Source organism: Cryptosporangium phraense (genome assembly GCF_006912135.1).
Classification (GTDB): domain Bacteria; phylum Actinomycetota; class Actinomycetes; order Mycobacteriales; family Cryptosporangiaceae; genus Cryptosporangium; species Cryptosporangium phraense.
The window spans coordinates 1-26,236 of sequence record NZ_VIRS01000053.1 but is presented as its reverse complement, the minus strand read 5'-3'; the positions used below and the strand labels follow the sequence as shown (position 1 = coordinate 26,236).

General features: G+C 75.2%; 18 protein-coding genes. 2 read left to right on the top strand and 16 right to left on the bottom strand.

Going from position 1 to position 26,236, the window contains the following annotated elements; translation table 11 throughout:
* Window positions 1-26: 26 nt before the first annotated feature.
* The 13 genes from FL583_RS37710 to FL583_RS37655 all read right to left on the bottom strand — a co-directional run bounded on the left by FL583_RS37710 (window position 27) and on the right by FL583_RS37655 (window position 20,028).
* Complete coding sequence (locus FL583_RS37710) at window positions 27-3,713, bottom strand: hypothetical protein (RefSeq protein ID WP_142709713.1); 3,687 nt, start codon at window positions 3,711-3,713, stop codon at window positions 27-29.
* Window positions 3,714-3,784: 71 nt separating this feature from the next.
* Window positions 3,785-6,376, bottom strand: coding sequence for an alkaline phosphatase family protein (locus FL583_RS37705; RefSeq protein ID WP_142709712.1), 2,592 nt, complete (start codon window positions 6,374-6,376; stop codon window positions 3,785-3,787).
* The gene (locus tag FL583_RS37700; protein WP_142709711.1) at window positions 6,373-7,479 is read right to left on the bottom strand and encodes a glycosyltransferase family 4 protein; all 1,107 of its coding nucleotides are present in this window, start codon (window positions 7,477-7,479) and stop codon (window positions 6,373-6,375) included. The genes FL583_RS37705 and FL583_RS37700 overlap by 4 nt, the downstream gene beginning before the upstream one ends.
* Window positions 7,476-9,194, bottom strand: a complete 1,719-nt coding sequence (gene murJ, locus FL583_RS37695) for a murein biosynthesis integral membrane protein MurJ (protein WP_205752809.1) — start codon at window positions 9,192-9,194, stop codon at window positions 7,476-7,478. The genes FL583_RS37700 and murJ overlap by 4 nt, the downstream gene beginning before the upstream one ends.
* Window positions 9,191-10,171: a hypothetical protein gene (locus FL583_RS37690; RefSeq protein ID WP_205752808.1), complete on the bottom strand. Its 981-nt coding sequence runs from the start codon at window positions 10,169-10,171 to the stop codon at window positions 9,191-9,193. Before FL583_RS37690 ends, murJ begins: the two co-directional genes overlap by 4 nt.
* A gap of 22 nt (window positions 10,172-10,193) precedes the next feature.
* A complete protein-coding gene (locus FL583_RS37685; protein WP_170324081.1) occupies window positions 10,194-11,126 on the bottom strand; it encodes a copper transporter in 933 nt (310 codons plus the stop codon).
* Window positions 11,123-12,307: a putative cytokinetic ring protein SteA gene (gene steA, locus FL583_RS37680; protein WP_142709709.1), complete on the bottom strand. Its 1,185-nt coding sequence runs from the start codon at window positions 12,305-12,307 to the stop codon at window positions 11,123-11,125. The genes FL583_RS37685 and steA overlap by 4 nt, the downstream gene beginning before the upstream one ends.
* Window positions 12,308-13,496: 1,189 nt before the next feature.
* The gene (locus FL583_RS37675; protein WP_142709708.1) at window positions 13,497-14,720 is read right to left on the bottom strand and encodes a GNAT family N-acetyltransferase; all 1,224 of its coding nucleotides are present in this window, start codon (window positions 14,718-14,720) and stop codon (window positions 13,497-13,499) included.
* Window positions 14,717-16,492, bottom strand: a complete 1,776-nt coding sequence (gene recN, locus FL583_RS37670) for a DNA repair protein RecN (RefSeq protein WP_142709707.1) — start codon at window positions 16,490-16,492, stop codon at window positions 14,717-14,719. The genes FL583_RS37675 and recN overlap by 4 nt, the downstream gene beginning before the upstream one ends.
* Before the next feature lie 10 nt (window positions 16,493-16,502).
* Window positions 16,503-17,423, bottom strand: a complete 921-nt coding sequence (locus tag FL583_RS37665) for an NAD kinase (protein WP_142709706.1) — start codon at window positions 17,421-17,423, stop codon at window positions 16,503-16,505.
* Window positions 17,420-18,238, bottom strand: a complete 819-nt coding sequence (locus FL583_RS37660; RefSeq protein ID WP_142709705.1) for a TlyA family RNA methyltransferase — start codon at window positions 18,236-18,238, stop codon at window positions 17,420-17,422. Before FL583_RS37660 ends, FL583_RS37665 begins: the two co-directional genes overlap by 4 nt.
* Window positions 18,239-18,514 carry a hypothetical protein gene (locus FL583_RS42200; RefSeq protein WP_170324080.1) on the bottom strand — a complete coding sequence of 92 codons (276 nt, stop codon included), beginning with the start codon at window positions 18,512-18,514 and terminating at the stop codon, window positions 18,239-18,241.
* Window positions 18,511-20,028, bottom strand: a complete 1,518-nt coding sequence (locus FL583_RS37655) for a phasin family protein (RefSeq protein ID WP_142709704.1) — start codon at window positions 20,026-20,028, stop codon at window positions 18,511-18,513. Before FL583_RS37655 ends, FL583_RS42200 begins: the two co-directional genes overlap by 4 nt.
* A gap of 255 nt (window positions 20,029-20,283) precedes the next feature.
* Here FL583_RS37655 and FL583_RS37650 point away from each other — a divergent pair, with 255 nt between their 5' ends.
* Window positions 20,284-20,622: an SCP2 sterol-binding domain-containing protein gene (locus FL583_RS37650; protein WP_142709703.1), complete on the top strand. Its 339-nt coding sequence runs from the start codon at window positions 20,284-20,286 to the stop codon at window positions 20,620-20,622.
* 39 nt (window positions 20,623-20,661) lie between these two features.
* On the opposite strand, the gene FL583_RS37645 is transcribed toward FL583_RS37650, so the two are convergent.
* The 3 genes from FL583_RS37645 to FL583_RS37635 form a co-directional block, all read right to left on the bottom strand.
* The gene (locus FL583_RS37645) at window positions 20,662-21,723 is read right to left on the bottom strand and encodes an HAD-IIA family hydrolase (RefSeq protein ID WP_142709702.1); all 1,062 of its coding nucleotides are present in this window, start codon (window positions 21,721-21,723) and stop codon (window positions 20,662-20,664) included.
* Entirely contained in the window at window positions 21,720-22,259 is a 540-nt protein-coding gene (locus FL583_RS37640) for a tetratricopeptide repeat protein (RefSeq protein WP_142709701.1), read from the bottom strand. Before FL583_RS37640 ends, FL583_RS37645 begins: the two co-directional genes overlap by 4 nt.
* An 85-nt stretch (window positions 22,260-22,344) precedes the next feature.
* Entirely contained in the window at window positions 22,345-24,132 is a 1,788-nt protein-coding gene (locus FL583_RS37635; protein ID WP_142709700.1) for a hypothetical protein, read from the bottom strand.
* Between the two features lie 96 nt (window positions 24,133-24,228).
* Here FL583_RS37635 and FL583_RS37630 point away from each other — a divergent pair, with 96 nt between their 5' ends.
* On the top strand, window positions 24,229-24,750 hold the full coding sequence (locus FL583_RS37630; protein WP_142709699.1) for a hypothetical protein: 522 nt from the start codon (window positions 24,229-24,231) through the stop codon (window positions 24,748-24,750).
* The last annotated feature ends 1,486 nt before the right edge of the window (window positions 24,751-26,236 follow it).

Sequence of the window (26,236 nt, the reverse complement as noted above, 5' to 3'; positions counted from 1 at the left end):
CTGGTGGCCCGCGCGCCCACGGAATTTCACGGTAACACGTCCGCGGTGGCCTCTGCGGAGCGTGCGGGCGTGTCCGCCGGTTTCCCGCCGTCGGTTTCACCCGCTGTGGTCACCCGGTTGCTGTCCTGCGTTTCCCTGTCCGTTTCTTTTTCTACGCCTACCCCGGCTTCGTTCGTGTCGGTATGTCCGTCGAGATCATGGACGGTGCCCCCGAACCGGGCAGACGGAGCGGGCCGCAACCACGCCGCCACCGCGGCCGGGAGAGCCACCAGCGCGGCGTTCAGCGGGATCGCGATACCGGAGTCGTTGACCGCGAAGCCCACCAGCCCGAGCACCACGACGACGCGGAGGCCCGTCCGCAGCCCGGGGTGAGCCACGTAGGCGGCCCGGAGACCGGCGGGTGGGCGGAACACCCCGACGGCCGCGATCACGAGCAGCACGGCGGCCGTGATCGTGTGCGGACCGGCGAACAGCAGGTCGAGGTTGGCCCGGACCTTGCGGTCGACCGTGGCCAGGCCTTCGCCATCGAGCACGGTCGCGACGAACCGGCCGAAGTGCGTGCGGTCTTCCTCGGGGCGCAGGTAGTCGGCGATCGCCAGCGTGGCGACCAGCGCGGCCCCGGCCCCGAGCACGGCGGCGGCCTTCCCGGTGGTGATCTTCCGCCCGGCGACGAGCAGGGCCAGCACGCCGAACGCCGGGACCAGCGTGAGGATGCCGCCGACGTCGGTGCCCCAGCCCGGTGAGCCCTCGACGACGATCACCGGCACCGCCACCGCGAGCGCCACCGCGACCGCCGACCGGGATTTCCGTCCGGTGGCCAGCGCGGCCGCGAGCAGGAGGGCGGACGCGCCGAGCACCGCGAACGCGACGTTGCCGAATCCGACGAACCGGCCGGCCTCGAGGGCGGTGTAGCCGAGCAGGCTGTTCAGTTGCAGGCGGGCGCCGCTCATCACGTCGGCCAGCAGGACCACGACCGTGATCGCGCTGACCGTGGCCATCCGCCCGGACGCGGAGCGCCCCCACGGCGGCGTGATCGCGATGCCGGTGACGATGGCCATCGCGCCGAGGATCGCGCCCGCGAGCGCGGGGGCCGGGGGGTCGGCCCGCCACCAGGGGACGAGGTTCGCGAGGAACGTGGCCACGGGGAAGGCCCCCAGCGCGGTCACCGCGACCGAGAGCCGCCCGGGCCATACGCCGCCGAACCGCTCGGCGGGGTAGGCCCCCGGAGCGCCCGATCCCCCACCCCGGCCCGCGGCGGTCGCCAGGCGGTCGACGGCCGACAGACGATCGATGGCCGGCGAGCCGTCAGCAACGGCCGGCGGGCGATCAGCGGCGGGCAGGCGATCCCCGGCAGCGGCCAGGCGATCGGCGGGCAAGCGGTCCGCGGCGTTCGACGGGCGATCGGCGGCGGTCAGGCGACCCCCGGCAGCGGCCAAGCGATCGGCGGCCGACAGACGATCGACATCGGCCGGCGAGCGATCGGCCGGCAGGCGATCCTCGGCAGCCGGCGGGCGATCGGCGGGCAGGCGATTCCCGGAAGCCGCCGAACGACCGGCAGCCGACAGACGATCGGCATCAGCCGGCAGGCGATCGGCCGGCAGGCGATCCTCGGCGGCCGACGGGCGCTCGGCGGGCAGGCCATCCTCGGCATCCGCCAGGCGATCGGCATCGGCTGGGAGGCCGTCCGTGTCCGCCGGGAGCCGATCCGCGGCGGTCAGGGCTCGATCGGCGGTCGCGGCACCGGGCCGCTCGGCGGCGGCAGCGGAGAGGCCGTCCTCGACATCCGGCAGGCGAACCTCGACAACGGGGCGGCGGTCCGCGGCGGCCGAGAATCGGCCTACGCCAGCTGACCGGCGACCCTCGCCAGCCGGGAAGCGATCCGCACCAGCCGAAAGGCGACCCTCGCCGGCCGAGGCGCTGTCTCCACCATCCGAGCGGCCATCCTCCTCGGCCGAGAACCGATCCACGGCACTCGGGAAGCGATCCGCGGCGGCCGGAAGGCGACCCCCGTCGGGCGAGGCGCGGTCCACCCCATCCGAGCGGCCATCCTCGTCTGCCGAGGACCGATCGACCACGGCCGCGAACCGATCCACGGCGGCCGGGGCGCCGTCCGCGCCATCTAGGCGGCCATCCGCGGCGGCCGGGGCGCCGTCCGCGCCATCTAGGCGGCCATCCGCGGCGGCCGGGGCGCCGTCCGCGCCATGTAGGCGGACATCCGCGGCGGCCGGGGCGCGGTCCGCGCCATCTAGGCGGCGATCCATGGCGGACGGAAGGCGATCCCCGCCGGCCGAGAGGCGATCCTCGGCGGCCGGGAAGCGATCCGCGGCGGCCGGGAAGCGATCCTCGGCGGGCGAGGGGCGGGCCGCATCGGCCGGGACGCTATCCACCGCACCCGGCCAACGCTCCCCGTCGGGCGGGAGCCGATCCGCAGCGGCTGCGAAACGATCCGCGTCAATTGAAAAGCGATCCTCGGCGGCCGGTGACCGATCCGCCGGTGACCGATCCGCCGGAGACCGATCCGCCGGAGACCGATCCGCCGGTGACCGATCCGTCGGTGACCGATCCGTCGGTGACCGATCCGGGCTCCCCGGCCGACGACCCGCGCCGGCGTCGGGCCGCTCGGCGGCGGCATCCTCCGCGGCGCCGGGCCAATCCTCGACAGCGGGCGTAGGTCGGCGGCGCAGCACCGCGGCGGCCAAGCCGATGACGACCGCGAACAGCACCACGAACCCGGCCAGGAACGACCCGACCAGGTGCTTGCGCGCCACCGCGGCCGTGCCCGCGTCGACGAGGGCGGTGCGGGTGGCGTCGAACCCCTGGGGACGATGCTCGGACGACTGGAACACCGGACGGCCGGCGATGTCGTCGGGCACCGGCAGGTTCAGCGCCGCTAGCACGGTCGGCGCGACGTCGACCAGCTGCAGATACGGCGTGCGCCCGGTGCTCGGCGACCGGAGCCAACCCCCGTCGAACCCCGGACCGTCGGCGATCGCGACGTGCAGCCGCCCGTCGGTCGCATCCGTGTCCGCGACCCCGACCACCAGCAGCGTCGAGTTCGTCGGGCGGGTCGCGTCGATCTGGGCCAGCGCGGTGTCGAGTTGGCGCAGCGCGGTCGCCCGGCGGTCACCGTAGGACCCGGAGTCGGGCAGGATCCCGAGGTCGACCGCGGTGAACGGGCAGGCCCGCAGCAGCGGCCCGGGGTCGTCGGGCAGCGTCGGGCGGTAGACGTCGACGTTCCCGGACGAGTCGGCCGCGGCCAGCGCGCCCCCGGTGCCGACGGCGCCGGTGCAGTTCAGGCGCGTGCCGAGCAGGCCGGGCCGGGCGCCGAAGCGCAGGTTGCGGTTGATCGCGGCGAGTTCGTCCCAGCCGGCGACGCTCGCGCCGTTCTTGGTGACGGTGACCGGGGGCGCGGTGCGGGGCCCGCAGCCGGCGCCGGTGTCGATGTCCGACGGGTCGATGATCGCCGACGAGCGGCCGGCGCCGAGCGTCAGCCAGCCCTCACCGGCGCAGGTGACCGCCGGGGCGGCCCGCACCGACAGGGTGCCGACCGAGCCCCGGGACGCGAGCTTGGCCAGCGTCGGCGTGCGGTCGGCGGTGACGTCGGTCCACTCGAGGCCCGCGACCCCGACGACCACGACCGCGTTGGCCCGGATCGTCTCGTCGGCCGGGGTTGCTCCCGCCGGCGCGGCCGGCCCGAGGACCGCGAGCACCACCAGAGGCAGCCCGAGCCACCGAGCGGCGAGCCGAAAGGGGGCCGACCCGAGGGGCGCGCGCCACGACGGTCTCATCGGACCACCCGTCCGACCGGGGCCGCGTCCCGCCGGGGCGCCGGAGCGACCGCCCGCCCGGACCCGGCCGCCGACAGCGTCCGCTCCGCGGCCTCGTCACGCACCGGCTCGTCCTCGGACTCCATGCCCTCCCCGCCTTCCGTGGCACCTGCCCCCACCCCGCCCGACGCGGCTCCCGCCGCCGCCCCGCCCGACGCAGTCCCCGCCCCGCCGTCCGCGCCCGCCCCGCCGGAGGCGGTCCCCACCCCGCCGGAGGCGGCTCCCGCCTCCGAAGCGCCGGACGCAGTCCCCGCCCGGGACGCCCCCGCCGAAGCACCGGCCGCACTCACCGACTCAGGGGCTCGTTCGGGCTCCGGTTCGGGTGGGTCGGTGTGGTCGGGGTCGAACGGAAACGCGCGATCGGCGGCGAGCCGCGATGGCTCCCGGCGCACCGTGCGCTGCCCGGCCACCGCGACCCGGATCGTCAGAGCGATCGCCAGCGGCACCGCGACCATCGCCGAGAACGCCGGCACCGCGACTCCGGAGTCGTTCAACGCGAACCCGAGCACCGCCGCCACCAGCAACCCGACCAGCCCCGACCGCACCGCTGGGTACAACCCCAGCACCCGGCGCAGCCGCGCGGTGGGCACCAGCAGCACGAACAACACGAACACGGCGACCGCGACCACCAGGATCGTAAGCTGGCTGGTCAGCAGCAGCGTCACGTTGGCCTCGGCCTTGCGCTGGATCACGGTGCCGGCCGACCCGTCGAACAGCTGGGCGACGAACCGCCCCAGGTGCGAACGGCTCTCCTCGGGCCGGGCGTAGTCGACCGCGGCGAACGCGGTCACGACGGCCAGCGCCGCCACCGCCGCACCGGCCACGACCCCGCCGGACACCCGGCGCCCGGAGAGCCGCACCGCGGCCAGCAGCACGGCCGGCGTCAGCGCGAGGATGCCGCCGACGTCGGCGCCCCACCCCGGCGCTCCGACGACCACCACGGCCGCCGCCCCCGCGAACGTGAACAGCGTCGGCCGGCGCCAGCCCGGCACCGCCTGGGCCAGACACCCGACGCCGAGCAGCACGCCGGCCGCGTAGACGCCGAACGCGAGATTGCCGAACCCGGTGAACCGACCGGCGACCAGCGGTGAGTAGCCCGGCAACGCGTTGAGCTGCAGATTCGAGCCGGTGAGGACGTCGGCCCCGAGCACCAGCGCGGTGCCGATCGCGACGCAGCCGATCGGGCCGGTCGGACGTCCGCGCCACGGGCCGCCGTAGGCCAGGCCGGTCAACCCGGCGACCCCGGCCGCGATCAGCGCGATCACGGTCAGCAGCGGATGGTCCGAGCGCCACCAGGCGAAGACGTTCGCCGCGAACGCCGCCACCGGCACCGTGGCCAGCGCCACCGCCAGCACTTCGACGGTCTCGATCGCCCGCGGCCAGCGGAACCGGGTCGACGCCGGACGGATCGTCCCGGCGGCGGCCACCGCGGTCTGCCAGCGGGCGAACACCACCCGCCAGGACACGAGCAGCAGCAGGATCACCGCGACGACCATGATCGTGAAGAACGGCTGGACCAGCGGGCGCTGGGCGCCGGCCGCCCGGTCGCGGTCGACCAGCCGGGAGACCTCCCCGGTGGTGTCGGCCGCCTGGGCGCCGTCGCTGAGCACGGCGACGCCGGACATCGACGGCACCGCGGGCAGCCCGAGCGCGGCGATCGCGGTCGGGGCGACGTCCATCAGCTGGACGAACGGGGCCTTGCTGGTGGTCGGCGAGGACAGTTCGGCGCCGGGCCGGAAACCGGGGCCGACCGCCAGCGCGACGTGCAGCCGGGGCACCGCGGACGTGTCCGCGACCCCGACGACGAGCAGCACCGAGCCGGGCGGCCGGGCCGCGTCGACCCGGGCGACGTAGGCATCGACGGCCGCGGCCTCGACGGTGCGGTCGTCGTCGGCGGCGATCGTCGGGGCCTCGGCCACCGTCACCGGGCAGCGGGTGAGCAGGTCGGCGGGGTTCGCGGGCAGCGCGGCCGCGTACCGGTCGATGCGACCGCTGGGGTGGGCGGCGGCGACGGCCGCGCCCCGGCCGACCGCGGTCACGCACCGGACGCCGTCGGCGAGCGCACCGGGCCGGGCGCCCTGGGAGAGCTCGCTGTTGCGGGCGATGACCGCGTCCTGCTGCGGGAGCCGGGCGCCGGTGTCGCGGGTCGTGACCGGCGCGTCCAGCGGGAACTCGGCCGGGCAGCTCTCGCCGTGGCGCGGGCCGCGGGCGCGGTTGCCCGCCCCGAGCGAGACCCAGCCGTCGGCCGGGCAGGTCAGCGGCCCGGCGGTGCGCACCGAGAGCGAGCCCGCGCTGCCCTCGGCGAGCAGCCGGTCGAGGTTCGGCGTGCGGGCGGCGTCGACGTCGTCCCAGCGCAGGCCGGGAACCCCGACGATCACGACGTGAGCGGTCGCGGCGATGACCGCCCGGGGAGCCGCCTGGGGCAGCCCGGGCACCGCGGTGATGCCGGTGATCGCGGCGATCACCACGACCGCGCACACGGCGGCGACCCGGAGCAGCAGCGAGATGGGCCGCTCCCCCGGCACCCCTATCCCCGACTTCCCACTCATACGGGCAGCCCGGTGACCGGTTCGGCGCCGACCAGCTCGTCGTAGACCGCGGCGACGGACGCGGCGACCGTGGCCTCGTCGGGCCACCCGGCCGCGACCTTCGCGCCGCGTTCGGCCAGCTCACGCGCCGCGGACGGGTCGGCCAGCAGCGCGCTCACGGCCGCCGCGACCGCGTCCGGGTTGCCGGGCGGCACCAGCCGGGCGCCGTCGCCGACCAGGCCGGGCACACCTCCGACCGCCGTGGCCACGAGCGGACGCCCGGCCCGCAACGCCTCCTGCGCGAAGAGCTGCCGGGCCTCCCAGTCGCTGGTCATCACCGCCACGTCGCAGGCGGCGAGCAGCTCGGCGACGTCCGAACGATGACCGAGGAAGCGGACCGGGGCGCCGAGCGCGGCCGCCTGACGCCGGAGCGCCGACTCCTCCGGGCCGGTTCCGGCGATCAGCACGACGGCGGCCGACCAGCGCACGGACGCGTCGACCAGTACGTCGAAACGCTTCTGGGGGTGCAGGCGGCCGACCGCGAGGATCAGCGGGACGTCGCCCTCGCCGAGCTCGGCGCGGATCTCCGCGGCCGAGCGGACCGGGACCGGGAGCGACGGCGCGGCGACCGGCGACGGACGGACGTCGCGCCCGCCGAGCCGCAGCACCCGCGCGACGAGGTCGTCGGACGCGGTGAGCGTGATGTCGGCCGACCGGGCGACGACCCGCTCGAGCCCGCGCAGCAGCGGGTTGCGGGCGTTCTCGCCCATCAGCAGGTTGTGCCAGGTCGTCACCAGCGGACGACGCCCGGCCGCGGCCGCCACCAGGCCGGCCCGGAGGCCGTGGGCGTGCACGACGTCGGGCCGCTCGGCCCGCAGACGACGACGCAGCGCAGCCAGCGCGGCCGCATCGCGGACCGGGTGCGGACGGGCCGGGATCTCCACCGGCGCGAAGCCCGCCCCGGCCGCGCGAAAGCCGAACAGCTCCTCGGTGGCGGCCGGACCGTGCACGTCGACGCGATGGCCGGACTGCACGAGGTGCTCGGCGAGCGATCGGACGTGCCGCCCGACGCCGCCGGTGCTGGATGCGAGTACCAGCGCTACCCGTGGCCGTCCGCCGCTCACGTCATCTCTCCTTCATCGCCGGTTCGCTCAGTGGTCCGGTCCAGCATGCCCTGTCGCCCCGAACGCTGTCGCTCGGAGCCCGACGGTTGTGGATGACGGCGCCGGGGCAGCACTCCCGCGGTGTCGACGCCGGCGATCCGGGCGACGGGCAGGAAAAGCGCCGCGAACACCACACTCACCACCACCGCGGTCACGACGCCCGACCCGACGACCGCGGGCAGCCCGTGCCCCGGCAGCACCGCGTACACCGCGACGCCGACCGCCGCCGCGACGACGGTGGCCGGCACCAGCGCGACCGCGAGACGACCGAGACCGGACAGCGCGCCCAGCCCGGCCTGACGGGCGACCAGCACCAGCAGCGCGACGCCGAGCGCGCTCATCCCGATCGTGTTGCCGGCGGCCAGCGCCGCCACCCGGTCGGCGGCCGGGAGCACGGCCACCAGCACGACGTCGGCCACCGCGGCGACCGCCCAGCCGCCCAGCACGGCCACCGCGGCGACCCCGGCCTTCCCGGCCGCGTAGAGCGCCCGGGACAGCACCGCGAACAGCCCGAAACCCACCAGCCCGGGCGCGAACCACGCGATCCCGGCCGCGACCGCCGGCCGCGACGCGTCCCCGTTCCCGGCCGTGGTGACCAGCGCGGCCACCGGCTCGGCCCCGGCGATCAGCGCGGCCACGGCCAGCGCGCACAGCACCAGCACACCGGTGGTCGTCGTCCGCAGCGTGGCCCGGTAGGCCGGGAAATCGCCCCGGTCCCACGCGGCCGCCAGCCGCGGATAGGCCGACGTGGCCAGCGGCACCGCGAGCACCGCCCACGGCAGTAAATAGACGGTCTGGGCCATCGTGTAGACGACGACCGAGCCGTCCGGCGCCGACCAGCGGTTCGCGAGCAGCAGCGCGACCAGCGTCGCCAGTTGCTGACCGGCCACCACCGCGACGCCGCTGCCGACCAGGCTGCGGACCCGCTCGACCGCGCCCGTCGGAAACCGCAGCGTCGGACGGATCCGGACGCCGGTGCCGCGCAGCGGCACCAGCAGGCTCAGCGACAGCACGACGACGCCCAGCGTGGTGCCGACCGCGAGCACGAGCTGGCTTGCGCCGCTGACCTGGGCCGCGGTGTCGGCGCCCGGTTCGAGCCGCCCGTACACCACGTACGAGGCGATCACCGTGACGCTGGACAGCAGCGGGGCCAGCGCCGGTCCGGCGAACCGCCGGTGGGCCTGCAGGACGCCGGTGAGCACCACGCCGACCCCGTAGAGCACCAGCTGGGGCGCGAACACCCGCAGCAGCAGCCGCCCGAACGCGCCGTCGGCCGCGGTGGCGTCCGGCCCCAGCAGCCCGCTCACGATCGGACCGGCGGCCAGCGTGATCACGATCGACAGCGGCACGAGCAGGACGAGCACCCAGGTGAGCAGCGCGGACGTCACCTGGTCGACGGTCGGCCGGTCGCTCCGGTCGACCGCCCCGGCCAGCAGCGGCACCACGACCGCGGCCAGCGCGCCCCCGGCGACGATCTCGAAGACGATGTTCGGGATCGTGTTGACGACCTGGTAGATGTCGCCGACGCCGTGGTAGCCGACCGCGCCGGTGAAGACGACGATCCGCCCGAAGCCGATGATCCGGGCCAGCACCGTGAGCCCGGCGATCACGCCCGCGGCACCGAACAGCGTCCGGGTCCGGGCGGCGGGCGCCGCCGCGGTCTCCGGCACGGTCACCGCCCTCCGGCGCCCGGCCCCGGCTCCCCCGCGTTCGGCTCCGCTGCGATCGGCTCTGCTGCGTTCGGTGCCGCCGTGACCTCGGCCGCTGGTGACCCAGCGGCTGGCGCTTCGGCGGCAAGTGTGTGAGCAGGCCGGCGGCCCAGCATATCGAGAGCGTTCAGCGCCGGCGTACGCGCGATCACCGCGGTGAAGCTGACCCGCTCGCTCGCGGCCATCAGCCCGATCAGCCCGGCCGCGACCAGGGCCCGCCCCGGCCGTCCCAGACGCGCCGCCAGCCCCACCCCGAGCAGGGCCCCGAGCGCGTTCGCCCCGGCGTCCCCGAGCATGCTGCGTTCACCGAGATCGTCGGGAAGGGCGGCCGCGGCCGCACCGGTGACGGCGGAGGCGATCGCCGCCGATCCGTCGCGGCCAGCGGCGAGCGGGCCGGCCACCAGCAGACCGACCTTCAGCGCCCGGCCCGGCCGCAGGTCGAACAGGTTCACGACGTTCGCCGCCCCGGCGATGACGGTCGCCGACAGCGCGGCGTCGACCGCCAACGACCGACCGCCGGGCCGCGGCCCGGCCGCGAGCGCCAGGCCCGCCGCCACCGCGCTCAGGCCGACGCCGGCGACCTTCACCGCGCCCGCGCTCACCCGCCCCTCCTGCAACGCCCGGAGGTGCCCGGCGAACCCTTTGTCGCGCTTCTGCTCCGGACGCGCACCGACGACGTCGTCGTAGGCACCGACCGCGGCCGCCCCCAGACCAGCCACGGCCGCCGCGACCGCCGTCCGGGGTGCGCCGGCCAGCGCGCTGCCGGTCACGGCCGCCACGGTGGCTCCCAGCGCCACGGCCGGGCCCTCGGCGAGCGTCACCGACTCACCGCGGTGGTTGGTGCGGGCGAGCGCGGCCGGGAACGACCGCGACACCGCGCGCTGCGCGGCCCCGGTGGCGACCGCAGCCAGCACCGCGGCACCGATACGACGTGCGGGGGGCACGTTCCCTCCTATCAGCGGGGACTCAGCTGCGGAGCGTGGGGATCCGTGCGCTCGCGCCGCTGCCCGTGCCGTAGTGCCCGGCGCGGCCGGTGAACTGCTCGGCCAGCGCCATCGCGGCGGCGACCTGGCCTTCCGCGAGCGACACCCCATCCACGGTCGAGATGGTCTTGGCCAGAGTACCGTCGTCCCTCACCGAGGCCACCGGGTTGCCCGCCCCGGCCGCGGTCGGCGCGGCCAGCACCATCTGGGCCGCGACCGCGTCGAACTGCTTGACCACGTTGAGGAACGCCTTGTTGCGGTCGGCCGCGTCGGTGCCGGTCTCCGGGGCCCCGGAGACGACCACGACCGCGGTCGGCAGCGTCTTGCTGACCTCGCCGTCGAGGTCGAGGACCCCCAGGCCCTCGTACCCGGCCAGGATCTGCGTCCGGTTGAGGTCGGTGATCTGCGCCTTGGTGGCCAGCAGGACGGTCGCCAGCAGCGCCGACGCGGTCTCCACGCCGACGCCGTTGTTCGGCAGGTTCGTCACCCCGGCCGGCGTGATGCGGGCGGCCAGGTCCTGCAGGGCGTCCTCTTTGTTGGGATCGGTGAAGTCCTTCTTGAGCCGCACCTGACCGGTGACGGTCCCCCCGGCGAGCTTGATCATCTTGACGACCTGGGTGGTGTCGTCGCTGTCCGCCGTCGGGCCGCTGACCAGCAGCACCGACCGGGCGGTGAGCCGGCCGGCCAGCAGGCCGGGCGCGATCTGCTGCACGAACTGGTCCTGCGACGCGGCCCGGGTCTGGAGTTCCTCGACCTGGTCGCGTAGCTGCCCGTTGCTGTTGCGCAGGCCGCTGACCTGCTCGTTGATCTGGTTCTGCACGGTGCCGTTGAGCGCGGCGGTGCCGAGCACCAGGCCGACCGCGAGCGCGAGGAACACCGCGGTCAACGAGACCACGTGGTACCGGAAGTTGATCACGAAAACAGCCTCTGCAGCTGGAAGACCAGGTTGTCCCACTGCTCCGCGAGCAGTTGCATCCAGGTGCGTCCGATGGTGGAGATCGCCAGCGCCGCCGCCATCGCGCACAGCGCCGAAGCGATGAGCACGAACAGCGACATCGACGACACCCGCTGGCGGTACAGCCGGCTCACGCCCTTGGCGTCGACCAGCTTGCCGCCGACCCGCAGCCGGGTCAGGAACGTGGACGCCATCCCGGCGCGTCCTTTGTCGAGGAACTCGACCAGCGTAGCGTGCGTGCCGACCGCGACGATCAGCGTGGCCCCCCGCTCGTCGGCCAGCAGCATCGCGATGTCTTCGCTGGTCGCGGCGGCCGGGAACACCACTGCGCGAACACCGAGCCGATCGACCCGGGCCAGCCCGGGCGCGCGTCCGTCGGGGTAGGCGTGCACCACGACCTCGGCGCCGCAGCGCAGCACGTCGTCGGAGACCGAGTCCATGTCGCCGACGATCAGGTCGGGGGTGTAACCCGCCTCCACCAGCGCGTCCGCACCACCGTCGACGCCGATCAGAACCGGACGGAACTCCCGGATGTAAGACCCGAGGACCTCGAGGTCCTCCCGGTAGTCGTAACCCCGCACGACGATCAGGCAGTGCCGACCGTCGATCGGCGTCTTGATCTCGGGTACCCCGACGCCGTCGAGCAGGAGGTCCCGCTCCCGCTTCATGTACTCCATCGTGTTCGCGGCGAACGCCTCGAGCTGCACCGACAGACCCGCTTTGGCTTCCGCCATCGCGGCCGCGATGCTCTCGGTGTCCTGCCGCTGGCCGGTCGCGACCTCCTCGTCCCCGAGGAAGACCGACTTCCCTTCGATCCGGACGCGCTGCCCTTCGCGCAGCCGGTCGAAGATCTCTTGCCCGACGGAATCGAGCAGCGGGATACCGGCCGCGACGATCACCTCGGGGCCCAGGTTCGGGTAGCGCCCGGAGATGCTCGGGCTCGCGTTGATCACCGCGGAGACGCCGGAGGCGACCAGTGCGTCGCCGGCGACCCGGTCGATGTCGACGTGATCGATGATCGCGACGTCGCCCGGCTTGAGGCGCTGGGTCAGTCGCTTCGTTCGGCGGTCGAGGCGCGCCGGTCCCGCCGTCGCGGTGTCACCGTCGGCGGAGCGGGGGCGTCGGAGAGTCGGGAGGCGCATCCCCTGCATCCTCTCATCGCCCGCCACTCGGTTCGGCAGCGACGCGCCTGAGTTCTCAAACCACCACAAAGGCCCGTGAATCAGTGTGTTGCGCCCGGCGCGCCGCTTGCGCCCGCGTTTGCTGCGAGCGGATGTGGCGGGTGCGGCCTTCAACGGTTCGTGGCGTCGTTCAGGGATCCTGCCGCGGGACCGCGCTGGCGAGGTCCCCGCCTGCGGTGGGATCCCATCGGTGCCCTACCGCCGCGAGCGCGACGGCCATCCGCCTGCCGCGCGGTGTCCACTTACCTCCACCGGTCGACGGTCGAGGCCGTCCCACCGGCGACCCGAGCACAGATCGACGAGATATCGGTGCTTCCGCCCGCCGGTTGACCCCGATTTCTCGCCAATCGGCGCGCAGACCGCAGGCGGGCGTGCTTACCCCGCCCGTTTGGGCTTGTTATTGCGGTCGCGGTCGGCCGCCGGGTGGGGAGCGGCGCCAGGTGGCTGCTCAGCGCACCCCAACAGAAACTTGCTGGCGATCGACCTTGGCCTGCGAGCGACTTGGCCGCCGGCCACCCTCCGACCTCAGCCAGGCACAACCAGCAGCCGCCACCGACCTGAATCACGCACAACCCCAGCCGCCCCGACCACCCACCACCGGCAGCCGCCACCAACCTCAACCCCGGCACAACCGGCAGCCGCCCGCCGACCTCAACCCGGCACAACCGGCAGCCGCCCACCGACCTCAACCACCCACCTACGGCCGGCGCGGCACCCCGGCGCGCCCGCACATCGAGCCCGGCCGCCCAACCCCGCTGACCGCGACGGCCCACCGACCCCAGCCCCGGCCCCAGCCACCCGGCCCACCGGCCCCAGCCACCGCCGACCTCAAGGCGGCACAACCCCGGCAGCCGCCTGCCGACCTCAATCACCCACCTACACCCGACGCGGCACCCCGGCGCGCCCGCGCATCGAGCCCGGCCGCCCAACCCCGCTGACCGCGACCCCCCACCGACCCCTGCCCCAGCCACCCGGCCCGGCCCCACTGCCTCGCCCGGCCCCGGCCTCCCGGCCCCACTGCCCCGGCCTCCCGGCCCGCCCAGCCCAGGCCCGCCCAGCCCAGGCCCGCCCAGCCCAGCCCAGGCCCGCCCAGCCCAGCCCAGGCCCTCCCGGCCCCGGCCCGGCCGGCCCCGGCCGGCCCGCTAACCCCTCAGAACTCGTCCAGCATCCACGGCACCGGCCCCGCAAACACCGCCGCCAACCGCTCCAAGCCCCCCTCATCCCCCTCGACCAACCCCGCACTCCGCAACCCCGCCGCCCCCACATAACCCGTAAAAACCGCCGCCAGCCCCCGCGACCCGATCCGCACCCCGCCCCCACCGCCCCGAGTCAACGTCCCGCGCCCATCAACAACCGACAACTGCCACCGACCCTCGTTCCACGGCGCCTGCGGGTCGGAGATCTCCAGGTCCACCTCAGCCCCCACCGGCCCGAACCCCCGCCCAGCCACCGCGGACTCCACGTCGATCAGGCGCAGCATCCACGGCTCGTACTCCGACCGGCCACCGCGCGGCAGGCCCAGCCCGGCCAGCGCCGGGTCGGCCAGCCGGATCCGCGCACTGCGGATCGACGTCCGCCACGACCCGGCCGCGGTCAGCAGCGCGTCGCGCACGTCGGGCCGGTCGGCGATCAGGTCGAACACGTCGAGCCGGGCCGCCTCGTCCCAGTGCCCCTGGCGCGACCACGTCACATACCCGGCGTCGACGCCGTCGACCGACGCGATCACGACGCCGTCCAGCGTCGCCAGCTCCTTCGGGTCGAACAACGGGCCGGTTCGGGTCAGCGGGCCCACCGCCGAGCGCGCGGCCGCGGTGTAGAGCGCCTGGACCGCGGCCAGGTCGGCCTCGGCCGGCTCGTCGCGGGCGAGCGCCCGGAGCGCGACGGTCTCCGCCGGCCCGGCTCCGGCCGGACCGGACGCCCCGGCCGACGCCAGTACCGCCACCGGCAGGTCGATGGTCGCGAACACGCCCGCGACCTCCCAGCCGAACGCCCGGTACGCCGGCGGGATCGACGGGTAGAGCGTGCTCACCGGCTGCCCGTCGGTGTGCATCCGCTCGGTGGCGGTGCCCAGCAACTTCCGGGCGACGCCTCGGCGGCGCGCGTGCGCGGCGACGGCGACCGACGAGATGCCACCCATCGCCAGATCGCGCCCGGCGAACCACTGCCGGTACGGCCGGATCGTCGTGACGCCCAGCAGCTCGCGCCCCTCGACGGCCGCGAACACCACATCGCGCTCGACCGCCCGCCGGTAGCGCGCGCCCCGCTCCTCGCCGCTGCCCGGAGGCGGGCCACCGAACGCCGTCCGCAGCAGGTGCGCGCCGGCCTGGATGAACCGCTCGTCGTCCGGGGTCAGCTGCACGACCTCGATCGTCATGCGGCGGTCTCTTTTTCGGCGCGCGCCACCGCGAGCAGCTCCTCGGCGTGTGCGATGCCCAGGTCGCTGTCGTCGAGACCGGCCAGCATGCGGGCCAGCTCCCGCGGACGCTCACCCTCGGGCAGCGACCGCAGCCCGCTCGTGGTCACCGACCCGTCCGAATCCTTCACGACGACGACGTGGTGGTCGGCGAACGCGGCGACCTGCGGCAGGTGGGTGACGACCAGCACCTGGTGGGTACGCGCCAGGCGGGCCAGTCGTTTCCCGATCTCCACCGCCGCCCGGCCGCCGACGCCGGCGTCGACCTCGTCGAACACCATCGTCGGCGGGCCACCGGCCCCGGCGAACACGACCTCGATCGCGAGCATCACGCGGGAGAGCTCACCACCGGACGCCCCCCGGTGCAACGCCAATTCCGGCGCGCCCGGGTGCGAGGCCAGCCGCAGCTCGACCTCGTCGACGCCCTCGGTGGTGACGGCCAGCCGACGGCCGTCGATCACCACGGCCGGGGCGGACGCGTCCGGCGCGACCTCGCGCTGCGACACGGCCGCGACCACCCGCGCGTGCGGCATCGCCAGCCCGGTGAGCTCGGCCGTGACCTGCTCGCCGAACCGCGAAGCAGCCGCCGACCGAGCCCCCGACAGCGCCGCCGCGGTGCCGGCCAGCTCGAGCGCCAGCTCGTCCCGCCGCACCCGCAGCGCGTCGAGCGCCTCTTCCGACGTGTCGAGGTCGTCGAGCTTCGCCGCCGCCTCCTGCGCCCAGGCCAGCACGCCGTCGATCGTGTCGGCGTACTTGCGGGTGAGCCCGGCCAGCTGGGCGCGGCGCTCGTGCACGGCCGCCAGCCGCGCCGGGTCGGCGTCCAGATTCTCGGTGTAGGAAGCCAATTCGGTGCCGAGCTCGCCGCAGAGTGCGGCCAGTTCGTCGGCGCGGCGCGCCGCCTCGGCCAGCACCGCGTCGTGACCGGCCACACCGGACAGCGACCGGCGCACGACGCCGAGCAGGGCCGAGACGTCGGCCGACTCCAGGTCGGCCGTCGGGTCACCGGCCAGCGCCTGGTGCGCGGTGTACGCGGCGATCCGCAGCTCCTCGGCGTGCTCGAGCCGCTGGGACTCGGCCTTGAGCTCCTCGTCCTCCCCCGGCAGCGGGTTGACGGCCTCGATCTCGGTGAGGCCGAAGCGCAGCGCGTCGGCCTCCTGGGTGCGCTCGCGGGCGCGTTTCACCCGGTCTTCCAGCTCGGCGACGACCGCGCGCCAGGCCTGGTACTGCTCGGCCGTGCGGGCCCGCAGCGCGGTGACCTCCTCGCCGGCGTACCGGTCGAGCGCGCCGCGCTGCTCGGCCGCCGAGAGCAGCCGCAGCTGATCGGACTGCCCGTGCACGGCCAGCATCTGCTCGGCCAGCTCGCCCAGCAGCCCGACCGGCACCGTGCGGCCGCCGACGTGCGCCCGCGACCGCCCCTCGGCCGCGACGCTGCGGGCGAGCAGCAGCGTGCCGTCGTCGTCGGGCGCGGCACCGGCCTCGGCCACCCGATCGAGGACGAGCTTCTGGGCCGGGTCGTCGGACTCGAACCGCAGCCGGCCCTCGACCAGCGCGCGGCCGGTACCCCGGCGGACCCGCCCGGCGTCGGCCCGCCCACCGAAGAGCAGGCCGAGACCGGCCACGACCATCGTCTTGCCGGCCCCGGTCTCCCCGGTGACGACGGTGAATCCGTCAACGAGCTCCAGCGTCGCGTCTTCGATGACGCCCAGTCCGGTGATTCGGATTTCCTCCAGCACGCCGCTGAGGCTACCCAGCCCCACCGACAGCTCGCTCGTTGCGGGCTGCTTCCGCGTCGCCGCGCCAGCCCTGCACCGGGAGGCCGAACTTCGCGACCAGGCGGTCGGTGAACGGGCGCGGGCTCATCCGGACCACCCGCACCGGGTCGGTACCGCGGCGGATCACCGCCCGGCTGCCCGGCGGCATCGCGACCACCCGCTGCCCGTCGCAGGACACGACCGCGGGCACCCCGTCGGCCAACACCTCGATCATGATCGTCGAGGTCGGAGCCGTGACCAGCGGGCGCGCGAACAGCGCGTGAGCGCTGATCGGCACGACCAGCATCGCCTCCACGTCGGGCCAGACGACCGGGCCGCCGGCCGAGAACGCGTACGCGGTCGAGCCGGTCGGCGTCGCACAGACCACCCCGTCGCACCCCCAGCGGGACAGCGGACGTCCGTCGATCGAGACCATCACTTCGAGCATCCGCTCGCGCATGGCTTTTTCCACAGAGGCCTCGTTGAGCGCCCACCCGTGTGCGGTGGTTCCGTCCGGACGGCCGACGGTGAGGTCGAGCGTCATGCGCTCGTCCACGACGTAGTCCTCGTCGATCACCCGTCGGACGGTCTCCTCGAGGTGCTCGGCCTCCGTCTCGGCCAGGAACCCCACCCGCCCCAGGTTGACGCCCAACAGGGGGACGCCCGCGGGCCGGGCGAGTGCGGCCGCGCGGAGCAACGTGCCGTCGCCGCCCAGCGCGAGCACGATCTCCGCGCCCACCGCGGCCTTCTCGTCCGGCCGGACGACCTGGGCGTCGATGTTCAGGTCGGGCGCCTCGTCCGTGAGCACCCGCAGACCGAACCCGGCCTCCGCGAGCTGGCTCGCCACTCTGCGCGCGTGGACGACGTTGAGCGCTCGGCCGGCGTGCGTGACGATCAATGCCTGCCGGTTCATCTCGGCTGGTTCTCCCTGGCTGTGGCGGGTGCTTCGTCGACCGCGGCGCGGACCGCGGCGGGGTCTACCGGTGGGGCGTCCCGGCGCAGCCAGAGGAAGAACTCGACGTTGCCCGACGGCCCGGGCAGTGGGCTGGCCACCACCCCGGCGACGCCGAGGCCCATCGTCGCAGCCTGTTCGGCGACGCCGAGAACCGCCTCGACGCGCAAACTCTTGTCCCGGACCACTCCCCCGGCGCCCAGCCGGTCCTTGCCGACTTCGAACTGGGGCTTGACCATCGGGACCAGGTCGCCGTCGGGTTCGGTGCACGCGGCGAGTGCCGGGAGCACCAGGCCCAGCGAGATGAAACTCAGGTCAGCCACCGTGACTTGGCACGGCCCGCCGATGGTCTCCGGTTCAAGCGAGCGGACGTTCGTGCGATCGATCACCGTGACCCGGTCGTCGGTCTGCAGCGACCAGGCCAGCTGCCCGTAGCCGACGTCGACCGCGACCACCTGTTTCGCGCCGGCCCGCAGGAGCACGTCGGTGAAGCCGCCGGTGGAGGCGCCGGCGTCGAGGCAGCGCTTGTCTGTGATCTCGACACCGAACGCGTCGAGCGCGCCCCGGAGTTTGTGCGCGCCGCGGGAGACGTAGCGCGGGCCGTCTTCGAGCGTGACGGTCACCGCGCTGGCCGGGTCGACCGCGGTGGCCGGCTTGGTCGCCGGGCGACCGTCGACCTTGACCGCGCCGGCGGCGATCAGCTCGGCGGCGTCCTCGCGGGAGCGGGCCAGGCCGCGGCGGACGAGCTCCGCGTCGAGGCGGGTGCGACGAGCCACTCAGCTCCCGTCGACGGCGGAGAGCGTGTCCTGGAGCGTGCGGTGGACGGCTTCGTAGGCCGCCACGTGCTCGGTGACCGGACGGTCGTCCAGGCCGTCGAGCTGCGTCAGGACGTCCGCTACCTGGGCCTCGGCCTCGCCGTCGGGTGCGGCGCCGTCGGGTGCGGCGCCGTCGCTGCCGGTCCCGGGGGCCGGGACCCGTGGGGGTCCCGGCTTCGGGAAGGCGTTCCCCGGGGTGGGGACGTCCGGCCGCGGGGCGTCCGATTCGGACGTCATGAGGCGTTGGGCCCGTCGGTCGGGGTGTTGTTGACCGGGGTGTTGTTGGCCGGAGTGGTCTTGGCCGGGGTGGCCTTCGCCGCGGTCGTCTTGGCGGCGGTGGCCTTGGCGGCCTTGGTCGCCGGGGCGGTCTGGGCGTTGGTCTCGGTGGCCGGCGGGATGTCCGCGGGCGTGACCGCGGGCGGGGTCGACTTGGCCGGGGCCGCGGTCTTGGCCGGGGCCGCGGTCTTGGCCGGGGTCGCGGTCTTGGCCGGGGTCGCGGACTTGGCCGGGGTGGCCTTCGCGGCGGTGGACTTGGCCGGGCTCGCGTCGGCGGCCGGGGCCGGGGCGGCGGTGAAGGCAGGCTTCGCCGGGGCGGCCTTGGCGGCGGTGGACTTCGCGGCCGTGGTCTTCGCCGCCGTGGTCTTGGCGGGAGTGGTGTCGGCCGCGGCCTTGGCCGGGGCGGCCTTGGCGGCGGGGGTCGCCTTCGTGGCCGGGGTCGCCTTGGTGGCCGCGGTCTTGGCCGGGGCCGTCTTGGCGGGCGTGGTCTTCGCGGCCGTGGTCTTGGCCGGGGTCGCCTTCGTGGCGGTGGACTTGGCCGCCGTCGTGTTGGCCGCCGTCGTCTTGGCGGCGGTCGGCGCGGGGGTGCTCTTGGGGGCGGTCGGCGCGGGGGTGGTCTTGGCCGGTGCGGCTCCGGCTGCGGACTTGGCCGGGGTGGTCTTCGTCGGTGCGGTCTTGGCCGGGGCCGTCTTCGCGGCGGCCGTCTTCGCCGGGGCGGTCTTTGCCGGGGTGGGTTCGGCGGCCTTGGCGGGCGTGGTCTTGGTGGCCTTGGCCGGGGCGGTCGCGGCGGCGATCTTGGCGGCCGTCGTCGTCGCGCTGGCCGGCGTCGCCTTCGTGGCCTTCGCCGGAGCCGGCGCGGTCTTGGCGGGCGCGGCCTTGGCCGCCTTGGCCGGGGACGCGGCCTTCGCGAGCGGGTCACCCTGCGCGCCGCCGGTCGTCGCCGCGGCCGGAGCCGGCACCGGCGGCGTCGACGCAGGAGCCTTCACCGGCGCGGGCGCCGGAGCCTTCTTCGCGACCGGAGCCGGAGCACTCTTCAGCGCCGCCTTCTGAGCGGCCTTCTTCGCCGCCTTCTTGGCCAGCACCTTCTTCGCGGCCTTACCGGTGGCCGCGGCGGCCAGCGGGTCACCCTGCGGCCCACCGGCGGGCGCCGCCGCACCGGACTGCGCCGCACCGGATCGGGCCTGCCGCAGCTCGGCCTCGAGCTCCTTGAGCCGGGCGGTGAGCTTGCCGACCTCGTCGGCGGTGGCCAGGCCGACCCGGTTGAGCGACTTCTCGATCTCGGCCCGGATGAGATTGGTGAGCGACTCGCGGTTCTGGAGGCTGGTCGCCAGGAGGTCTTCGGTGAGAGCCTGGACCTGCTCGACGGTCGCGCCGCCGCTCTTGGCGAGCTTCTTGGCGGCGGCCTTGGCCTGTTTCTTGGGTACCTCGGCGAGGCCCGTCGCCAGGGCGAGGTACGTCTTCAGAGCATCCTGCATTGGGTAGACACCTTCCGCTGCGCCGCGTTGGCCCCGCGGCCGAGTCACCCCACGCTACCCGTCCGTCCCAGCGATGAGCACACCGCCGCATCCGACGGACGGCTGACACAGCACAGATTCCCACTTCGAGGGCCCGTCGAACGACCACATCGGCCGGACACGCCGCCGCCCCGGCCGGTCGCGCTCGTCGCTCGCAGTGACGCCCGAGGTAACGTCGCTGGGATAGCCGGCGGACGAGAGGATCGGGCCACGACGATGGCGACGCAGGAAGAGTGCCGTAAGGCTCTGCAGGACGTGGCCGACCGGATCGCGTCCGGCGACACCGGCGACCGCGAGCCGCCGAATTTCGACCGTTCGCTGGCCTGCCGGATCACCGACCTCGGCACCGGCTTCCACGCCCGCATCACCGGCGGCAAGATCCAGGACATCGCCGACGGCGACGACCCGAAGGCTCAGATCGCGCTGACGCTGAGCAGCGACGACCTGGTCGCGCTGAGCCGGGGCGAGCTCAACTTCGCGAAGGCCTGGGCCGGCGGCCGGGTCAAGGTCAACGCCGGCATGAAGGACCTCTTCCAGCTCCGCAAGCTCCTCTAGGGCACGGCCGCCGAGGCGTGGGCACTCACGCCCGGCGGCTCACAGGCCCAGCGCGCGCAATGCGGCCGCGGAGCTTTCGCCTTCGGCACTGATCGCGTCCGGGCCCGGCCAGTCGGCTGCGTCCGCTCCGGGGAGCGTCCAGGCGGCGACGGACAGCGCTCGCAGAGCGTCCACATGGTCGTTACCGGCGTTGGTGAGGACCAGGCGGGAACCGTCCGCGCGCGCGGTCCAGCCTCCGCAGGAGGCGCCGTCGGCGCCCAGCACGACGGCGGGGTGCAGAGCGGCCAGGCCGCGGAGGTCGGCGGCGACGTAGGTGGGCCGCTCCCCCGGGCCGGCCCGCAGCAGGTCAGCGGGCTCGGTGACGCCGGTGAGCACGAGCAGGCTGTCCGAGCCACCGTTGACCGCGCCGGCCATGTCGGTGTCGAGGCGGTCGCCGACCACCAGCGGACGCGTCGCGCCGGTGCGCCGGACCGACTCCTGGTGCAGCCGCGGATGAGGCTTGCCGACGACGACGTCGGGCTCCCGGCGCAGCGCCGTGACCAGCGCCGCGACCAGCGACCCGTTGCCCGGCAGCGGACCGCGGGCGGACGGGATCGTCGCGTCGCGGTTGGTCGCGACCCAGCGCGCGCCGCGGCGCAGCGCGACCGCAGCCTCGGCCAGCTGCTCCCAGCCGACCTCGCGGGAGTAGCCCTGCACCACGGCGGCGGGGTCGTCGTCCGCCGAGCGGACCGGTCGGAGTCCGACGTCCGCGACCTCGCCGGCGAGGCCTTCGGCCCCGACGATCAGCACCGCGCTGCCCTCCGGGAGCTCCTCCGCGAGCAGGGCCGCGGACGCCTGGGCCGCGGTCACGACCTCGTCCTCGGCCGCGTCGATGCCGACCTTCGCCAGCAGTTCGACGACGACGGGCGCGCGACGCGACGCGTTGTTGGTGACGAACCCGATCCGCATACCGGCCTCGCGCGCCGCGGTGACGCCGGCCGGCGCGTGCTCGATCGGCTCCTCCTGCGTGTAGAGGACGCCATCGAGGTCGAACAGGGCGGCGTCGTACCGCGCGGTCAGCGGAGTGTCGCTGCCCGGCAGCCAGTGGGGGCTCGTGCTCACCGGGATCCGTTCGCGTCGTCGCCGGGCTTCTGGTCGTAGTCACGCAGCAGTTGCTCGAGCTCCGACGGGGCGTTGAGCTCGTCGGAGCGCTGCGGGACGTCGAGGTCGGTGATGCCCGGCGTGGCCGGACCGCCGACCGGGTCGACGAGGTTCTGCGCGCGGGCGTTGCGCAGGGCGGTCGCGTAGTGGTGGTCGTGCGGCTTCATCGCGACCGCGAGCGAGAGGTGCTCGACGGCGGCCTTCGGGTCGCCGGAGCGCAGGGCGGCCAGGCCCAGGCCGAAGTGCGCGTAGTCGTCGGAGGGGTGGTCGGCGACGATGCCGGCGAAGAGCTCGCGGGCCTCCTCGTACTGCTGGGCGTCGAAGTAGGCCCGGGCGAGGGTCTCGCGGGCCTGACGGGAGCCGGGCTCGGCCGCCAGCGCGCGCTGGAGGAGCTGCGCCGCGGCGGCCGGGTGGCCCTGGCGGAGGAGGTCTTCGCCCCGGCGGAACCAGTCGTAGGCCTCTCCGGTCGGCGTGCCGGGTTCCGGCGTCTCTGTCATGGGTCAGCCTCCGAAGTGCGCGTCGTAGGGACCGCTGGCGGCCGGGTCGGGGTCGCCGGAAGGGGTTGTTGCTTTTGACCTGGGGTTACCCGTTGGGGGGTGAGGGGTTGTCGGTATTGCTGGGGTGTTCGCCGGAACCGTCGCGGGGTGCGTCGTGGGGTGCGTCGTGGGGTGCGTCGCTGGGGTTGTCGTGGGGTTGGGGTGTGGCGGCGGAGAAGTCTGGCGGGGTGAAGTCGGGGGCGCCGAGGTCGGGGGCGCTGAAGTCGGGGGCGGCGAAGGTCGGGGCCGCGAAGTGGGGGGTCGGGGTGGTGGGGGGTTCTGGGTTGGTGCGGGGGGTGCGGTCGCTGAAGACGGCGTCGGGGGTTGCTTCGTCTACGGCGAGTTGTTCGTCGGTGGGGAGTTCCGCGATGTCCTCGTCGTCGTCCCAGTCGTCGTCTCGCGCGGTGGGGTCGGTCGTCGCGGCCTGTGGAGTGCTGTCGTCGAGGGCGGGGGCGCCCGCGCTCGGGCCGGCCGCGGAGTCAGCCGCCGCGGCGGAGGCGGGCTCGGTCGCGGCGGGGTCGGTCGCGGCGGCGGGGGTGCGGTTGGCGGTGGGGAGGTTGCTGCTGCGGGGGGTGTCGTCGGTGGCGTGGGCCGCCGTGGAGCGGGGCTCGTCATTGCCGGTCGGCTGCGCGGCGAGGGTCTCCGCGGGCTTTGGGGTGGCAGCGTCGTTCCCGGCCGTGGAGGCATCCGGGGCACCGGCCGTGACGGCATCCGCGGCGTCGGCCGTGGAGGTAGCCGTGGCGCCGGCCGTGGAGGTAGCCGCAATGTCGCCGGCCAGCGGGGTGGCAGCGTCGCCGGTAGCCGGAGCAACCGTTGGGTCGTCGGCCGCGGAAGCAGTGGCCGCATCGGCGGCGGCGGCGTGGGCCGGTTTCGCGGCGGCGGTGTCAGCGGCCTCGGCCTCGGCCTGAGCGGCGGCGGACTCGGCGGCGGCGGACTCAGCGGGGGCGGGGGTTTCGGTCAGCGGGGTGGCCGCGATTTCGGCGTGGTCTGCGAGATCGTCGTCGGCGAGGTCGTCGGCGTCCTCATCGAGGTCATCGTCGGCGTAGTCGTCGAGGTCGGCGGCGGCGGCTTCTGGGGCCTCGTCGGCGTCGTCGTTGGTAGCTGCGTCGGGGGCGTCGTCGTCTGGGTCGTCGGTGAAGAGGAAGCCGTCCAGGTCCAGGACTCGTTCGTCGGCGTCGGTGTCGCCGTCGGTGTCCGCGTCAGCGGACTGGACGAACCACTCCCGAGCCTCGTCCGGCCGACCAGCGGCCAGCAGCAGCTCGGCGTACGCGTACCGCAGACGGGCGAGCCACGACGACGGCCGGTTCCCGCGGAGCTCGGGCACGTCGAGGGTCGCCAGCGCCCCGTCGAGGTCACCGGCGTCCTGACGCGCACCGGCCGCGACGATCAGCAGCTCGACCCGCGTCTCCGTGTCGAGCTGCGCGGCCTCCGGGCTCGCGGCCAGCTCGATGGCCTTCTCCGGGCGTCCGAGCGCGCGCTCGGAGTCGGCGATCACGGCCATGTGGACGTCCGAGCCGGTCAGGCGTCGGTACGCGCGCAGTTCGCCGATCGCGAGCTTCCACTCGCCGGCGTGGTATGCGGCCAGCCCGACGGCCTCGCGCACGGACGCGATCCGTCCGGCCTGGGCGCGGGCGGCCTGGGCGTGCTGGAGCGCCCGGTCCGGGTCGGAGTCGAGGAAGCGGCCGGCCGCGACGAGGTGCCTCGCTACGGTGTCTGCCGCGCCCTTGGGCAGCGCTCGGAGCTCGGCCCGGACGTCGCGGTCGAGGTCGCGTACCTCGATGTCGGCGGGGATGTCCGGTCCGACCGGACGCGTGCGCCCGGTGGCACCGACCACGATCGGACCGTCGGCTCCGGGCCGGGTCGACCGCGGGCCTCCCGACCGATCGCTGCCGCGTCCGTCCGAACGCCCGGGACGCCGGTCGCCGCCGCCGTGCCGCGGGCCGCGGTCGCCCTGCCCGCCCCGGAACGGCCGGTCGCCGCGGCCGGCGCCGAGGCCGTCGCCGCGGCCGGGGCCGTCGCCGCGGGCTGGTCCACCGAAACGGTCGCTGCGTGTCGGGCCGCCAGAACGGTCGTTGCGCGCGGAACCACCGGCGCGGTCGCTGCGGCCTGGGCCGCCCGAACGGTCGCCGCGACCTGGGGCGTCAAACCGGTCGTCGCGGCCTGGGCCGCCGGATCGGTCGTCGCGGCCCGGGCCACCGGATCGGTCGTCGCGGCCTGGGCCGCCGGATCGGTCGTCGCGGCCTGGGCCGCCGGATCGGTCGTCGCGGCCTGGGCCGCCGGATCGGTCGTCGCGGCCTGGGCCGTCGGAGCGGTCGCCGCGCTGAGGGCGGTCGCTGTATCCGGCTCGGTCGGGGCGCCCGCCGCGGCCGGTGTCGTCGGCGCGCCCGGCCCAGTCGCTTCGGCCTCCGCGGAAGTTTCGGTCTCCGCGATCGGCGCGGTCTTCGCGGCCTGAGCCGTCGCTGCGGCCGGTGTCGTCGCCGCGCCCGGCCCAGTCGCTGCGGCCTCCGCGGAAGTTCTGGTCGCCGCTGTCCGAGCGATCGGCGCGGCCTTGGCCCTCGCCTCGGCCGGTCCAGTCGCCGCGGCCGGGGTCGTTGCTGCGGTCGCTGCGGACGTTTCGGTCTCCGCTGTCGGAGCGGTAGGAGCGGTCGCCCCGGCCTGAGTCGTCGCGTGCGGCGCGGTATGAGCGGTCCGCGCTGCCTGGGCGGTCGCCGCTTCCGGGGCGGTCACTACGGAACGGCCGATCCGGGCGCTCGCCCCGGTTCGTGCCGGGGCCGGTGCTGCGATATCCGCTGTCGGAGCGGTCCGGGCGGTCGCCGCGGTAGGACCGGTCACTCCGGTCCGCGCGGCCAGGGCCTCCGCTGTACGGGGCGCCGGTGCGCTGGGGACAGCTGTCGCCGTGAGAGCGGTCGCCGCGGAAGGAGCCTCCACCGCGGTTGGCGTCGGTCGGGCGGTCGCTGCCGCTTCCACCGTAGGTGCGGTCGCTGCGGGGGCCGGAGTCGGGTCGGTCGCCTCGATACGAGTTCCCGCCGCGGTTCGTGTCGGTGGGGCGGTCTCCGCCGCCGGGGCGGTTGCTGCTGGTGGGTCGGTCGTTACGGTACGGGGCCCCGGTGCGGTTCGGACCGGACGGGCGGTCGCCGCGGTAAGGGCGTCCGGAGCCTTCTTCGGAGCGGGGGCGGCTGAAGCCGTGGGGACGTTGGCCTCGGGAGAAGCTCGCGCCTTGGGGACGTGGGGAACGGGCGCCACCGCCCGGCGAGCTGGTGCGGGACTCGCCGTCTCCGGAGCGGGGTCCATTGGGGCGACCTCGGCCGGCCGACGAGCCGCCGCTGCGTGAGTCGTCGCGGGGGCCGCCCGGGTGGCGGCTGTCGCTGTCGCCGGCCGGGCGACCGCTGCGCGGGCCGTCTCCGCCGCGGTACGGGCGACCGGCGCGTGGGCCGTCCCCGCCGCGCTGCCTGTCTCCGCCCGGTGAGCCGGCGCCGCTGCGGAAGCCGCCTGCGCCGCGGGAGCTGCCTCCGCGGGAGTCACCTGCACCGCTCGGGCCGAAGTCCCGGCCCCGGGATGCTCGGTCTGCGCCGCGCCGCGCGGGGTCTCCGCCTCGCGAGGGACGGCCTTCGCCTCGGGAAGGGCGGTCGGCGCGTGGTCCGTATCCCCCGCTGGAAGCGACGCCTCGTGAGCTGTGGCCGTCGCGCTGGGGGTTCTGGCCGCGCGTGCCGCGTTCGCTGCGCTGCGCACCGTCCCGGGCGCCCTGGCGATCTTGCCGCCGGTCGTCTCCGTGTGCGTCGCCGCGTCCGTTCCCGCCTGCGTCGGCCACTCTCCACCTCCGGTTCACAACGTACTGGGCGTGGCCGGCCGACCCCTCCTGCGGGGCCTAAAGAGCACGACAGGCCCCCATACAGCAGTAACGCCGCTGCCAAGATACGGCAGCGGCGTTACTTTGAGTT